Here is a 4,090-nt window from a genome sequence, read left to right on the forward strand (position 1 = left end):
GATTCGCCGCCACATTCACGCGAATCCAGAGTTAAGCGGGCAAGAATATCAAACTGCCGCCTATATTGCCGGGGTTTTGTCTTCCTGTGGTCTATCGGTGCAGGAAGCGGTGGGAAAAACGGGAGTTAAGGGAGAATTGGCAGGAAAAGGCAGTGATCGAAGGATTTTAGCCATCCGCGCCGATATGGATGCCCTACCGATCCAAGAAAAGACGGATTTAGACTTTGCTTCCCGCAAACCGGGGATTATGCACGCCTGCGGTCACGATGTTCATGCTACCGTCGGTTTAGGGGTGGCGATGGTGCTTTCCCGTCTTTCGGAACCTTTGGGGGGAAAAATACGCTTTCTCTTTCAACCAGCAGAGGAAATCGCCCAGGGGGCCAGTTGGATGATCCGGGAGGGGGTGATGCGGGATGTCAGCGCCGTTTTCGGGCTGCACGTTTTCCCCTCGATTCCAGCCCGATCGATCGGGGTTCGTTACGGGGCCTTAACTGCGGCTGCCGACGATCTGGAGATCTTTATTCAAGGGGAATCAGGCCACGGGGCCCGGCCCCACGAGGCGATCGATGCTATCTGGATCGCCTCCCAAGTAATCACCACTTTGCAACAGGCAATTAGTCGGACTCAGAACCCTTTGCGTCCCATCGTCCTCACCATCGGGCAGATTAGCGGTGGTCGCGCCCCCAACGTCATCGCCGATCAGGTACGCATGGCAGGAACAGTGCGATCGCTGCACCCAGAAACCCACGCCCATCTCCCGGAATGGATCGAGAGTTTGGTCACGAATGTCTGCAGCACATATAACGCAAAATGTCAAGTAAATTATCGTCGGGGCGTGCCATCGGTACAAAATGACCAATTTTTAACCCGGTTAGTCGAAGAAGCTGGTTTAGAAGCTTGGGGACAGGATCGGGTTTTAATTCTCTCGGAACCCTCCATGGGGGCCGAGGATTTTTCCCTTTATTTGCAACAGGCCCCGGGGACAATGTTCCGTCTGGGAGTGGGTTCTCCTCACCTCCTCAATCCCCCCCTTCACCATCCGGAATTTTTAGTGGATGAGTCGGCAATTCTGACGGGAGTGATTACTTTAGCCTACGCGGCCTATAAATATTGGCAAAGGGAAGATTAAACCGGTTTTTCAAGATAATTTTATGGAAATTTGGGAAGATTTAGCTATTATAGCTTGGACGGAATTGCTGCTGGATAATTATGAACGATTAATCGGGCGATCGCTTTTGCCCCGGATCGGTACTGGCAAAGAACAGAGTAAAATGCTCTTTTATGCCCCTTTTGTGCTAGTTTCCCACGGTACACAAACTAATCCGATCTTCAATTATGGTAATCGCTGCGCCCTCGATCTCTGGGGTTTAACTTGGCAAGAATTATTAACAACTCCTTCGCGAGCGACGGTAGAGGGAGAGGAAATAAAAATTGAGGAAAGACAAAAAATGCTGGATTTAGTCAAAAAACAGGGCTATATCAACGATTATCACGGGGTAAGGATCACGAAAAACGGTCAACTATTTCGCATTGAAAAAGCGATCGTTTGGAATATCATCGATCGTGATGGCATTTACTGCGGACAGGCTGCCACTTTTGCCGATTGGATTTTTCTCTGATTTAAGCTCCCCGCTCCCTTCTCCCTTCTCCCTAATCCATAATTCATAATTCCCTCTCCCCACTTCCCAATTCATAATTCATAATTTATAATTCATAATTCATAATTCATAATTCCCTCTCCCCACTTCCCAATTCATAATTTATAATTCATAATTCCCCACACCCCCACTGTATCGCCCCAATATGACCAACTCAGACCGAATTATTGTTCCCCTCGATGTGCCGGATTTAGAATCAGCGATCGCACTGCTCGATCTGTTGCCGGAAGTCAATTTTTGGAAAGTGGGACTAGAATTATTTGTCAGTAGCGGTGCAGAAATTCTAGGGATTCTGCAAGAAAGACAAAAAAAGAGCTTTCTCGATCTAAAATTTCATGATATTCCCAATACGGTCGCCGGGGCCTGTCGTTCCGCCAGTCGCTATCAAGTGGATTTACTCACCCTGCACGCTACGGCCGGACGGCAAGCGCTGAGGGCGGCTAAGGAGGCAATCTCTGACCTGCTATCCCCGCCAAAACTTCTCGCTATCACCGTTTTAACCAGCCTTAACGCCAGGGAATTAGCCCTCGACCTCAAAATTCCCCTAGAACTATCGGAATATGCCTTAAATCTGGCATTATTGGGCAAAGAATCGGGAATTGATGGGGCGGTTTGTTCTCCCCAAGAAGTGGCGCAATTGCGTCGCGTCTGTGGAGAGGATTTTCTCTTAGTTTGTCCCGGAGTTCGTCCCTCCTGGTCAAGCAAAGGGGATCAAAGTCGGGTGATGACTCCGGCCCAAGCGCTTAAAGCTGGGGCTGATTATCTAGTAATTGGACGACCGATCACCGGTGCGGAGGAGCCAAAAATAGCATGGGCAAAAATTTGTCAAGAATTAGCCGACATTTAGCTGTATTACTGGTTATTTTCGGGATTAACTTCCCAGCAGTTAGTCGTCCTCTTTCTAGCTGTCCGGAGGATTTAAATCTTTTAGTCGATCGCCTCTTGTCAGATTTACCCGGTTATGCTAATCGAGTTATTACCCGTTCCCAAATCGACCAAAAATTATCTACACCGGTTTTTGTGATTATTGCCGGTCGTCCCGAATTTGCACCCCTACCTTTAACTGCTAGTCAATATTCCGGTCAAATTGCCGATGACACTCAACAGGTTTTTTTTACGACTTTAGAGCGTCAGTATAGCAAAAATCGCTCTGTCAGCCTCCAGAATTATCACTGGTTATTTTTAACTAAAACTGGGGAAGGATGGCGATTAGTGACGGTTTACAGTCAATTAGCTTCCCTTGAACCCGCTCAAGTCCCCTTACCTCCCCTAGAAACCAGCCAAGGCACCATCGGCCAAGCGGTGCGTCTCTGGCTGCGGGACTGCGAAGCGGGTACATTGCGCTAAATTCGCTCGGCCAAAACAAAGCGATCGAAACCTGCTAGGTCGTTAATAATCTGAATTTGTCGATAATTGCCCTGATTTTCCAGCATTTGCGCTACTTTTTCCCCTTGACCGGCTCTCATTTCCACTAGCCAAAGGCCTCCCGATCGCAGATAATCGGGAGCAGTGGCCACTAGATAGCGCAGCGCAGTCAATCCGTCTTCACCTCCATCGAGGGCCAAACGGGGTTCATGTTCCCGCACTTCAATTTGTAAGTCGAGGATTTCTGCACTGGGAATATAGGGAGGATTGGACAGCATACCGCTAATCTGTCCTTTCCATTTCTCTAGGGGAGTCCACCAAGAACCCTGTTTTAAGATAATTCTGTCGGCAAAACCCGTCTTGATGATATTTTCTTTGGCGATCGCTAAAGCCGTTTGACTGTAATCAATAGCATATATCTCTGCTTTTGTCAAGATACTGGCTAAACCAATAGCGATCGCACCGCTACCGGTTCCCAGATCTACCCAGATTCCCCCGTCGTCTCCTCTGACGGTTTCTCCAACAATATCGATTAATAACTCGGTTTCGGGACGAGGAATTAAGACCCCCGGGCAGACTTTTAGAGTAAAATTACGCCAGACCACCGATTCGAGCAAATACTGCAAGGGAACCCTTGCTTGCAGGCGTTTTTGCCAGCGTTTAGTAATTTCCGACCAAGAATAACTCAAGGGGATTTTTTCTCGTTCCCGAAAGGATTGTAAGCGCAGGGAAAGATTATCTAAATCTGTCACTGCTTGCAGAAAGATATCCACTTCCTTCGGAGATATTTGCGCTTGCTCTAAATCAGCGATCGCCTGTTGGCGCCATTGACTTAATTCTTGACCGGAAATACTAGCAGTCACAAGGCTTAACGATTGGGGGCGGGGGGATTACTGGTATTATTATTAGGGCGTGGCTGATTTGCCGGGGGTTGGTTGGGAGCATTTTGGTTACTATTTGCTCGGATAAAATCAATCGTTTCTTGGCTAGGAAAGAGGAGAATTTTAGTTAAAGCTTCATCGTTACTTTGTTGTAGGGTAGCGATGACACTTTCTAAGGGAATAACA

The 4,090-nt window shown here is 48.0% G+C and carries 5 protein-coding genes and 1 pseudogene; 4 read left to right on the forward strand and 2 right to left on the reverse strand.

Going from position 1 to position 4,090, the window contains the following annotated elements:
- The first annotated feature begins 1 nt into the window (after position 1).
- The 4 genes from PX484_RS06185 to PX484_RS06200 all read left to right on the forward strand — a co-directional run bounded on the left by PX484_RS06185 (position 2) and on the right by PX484_RS06200 (position 3,005).
- A complete protein-coding gene (locus tag PX484_RS06185; protein ID WP_288103169.1) occupies positions 2 to 1,129 on the forward strand; it encodes a M20 family metallopeptidase in 1,128 nt (375 codons plus the stop codon).
- Positions 1,130 to 1,151: 22 nt separating this feature from the next.
- Positions 1,152 to 1,619, forward strand: coding sequence for an MEKHLA domain-containing protein (locus PX484_RS06190; protein ID WP_287668500.1), 468 nt, complete (start codon positions 1,152 to 1,154; stop codon positions 1,617 to 1,619).
- 184 nt (positions 1,620 to 1,803) lie between these two features.
- A complete protein-coding gene (pyrF, locus tag PX484_RS06195; RefSeq protein ID WP_287764814.1) occupies positions 1,804 to 2,505 on the forward strand; it encodes an orotidine-5'-phosphate decarboxylase in 702 nt (233 codons plus the stop codon).
- Positions 2,469 to 3,005, forward strand: coding sequence for a hypothetical protein (locus PX484_RS06200; protein ID WP_287668505.1), 537 nt, complete (start codon positions 2,469 to 2,471; stop codon positions 3,003 to 3,005). Before pyrF ends, PX484_RS06200 begins: the two co-directional genes overlap by 37 nt.
- Here the strand turns inward: PX484_RS06200 and prmC are convergent.
- Entirely contained in the window at positions 3,002 to 3,886 is an 885-nt protein-coding gene (prmC, locus tag PX484_RS06205) for a peptide chain release factor N(5)-glutamine methyltransferase (RefSeq protein ID WP_002800783.1), read from the reverse strand. The two genes, PX484_RS06200 and prmC, sit on opposite strands and share 4 nt — an antisense overlap.
- 5 nt (positions 3,887 to 3,891) lie before the next feature.
- Positions 3,892 to 4,090, reverse strand: a pseudogene (locus tag PX484_RS06210) (Tic22 family protein); the annotation flags it as partial.

This window comes from Microcystis sp. M49636_WE2 (assembly GCF_030065375.1).
GTDB classification, from domain to species: domain Bacteria; phylum Cyanobacteriota; class Cyanobacteriia; order Cyanobacteriales; family Microcystaceae; genus Microcystis; species Microcystis aeruginosa_C.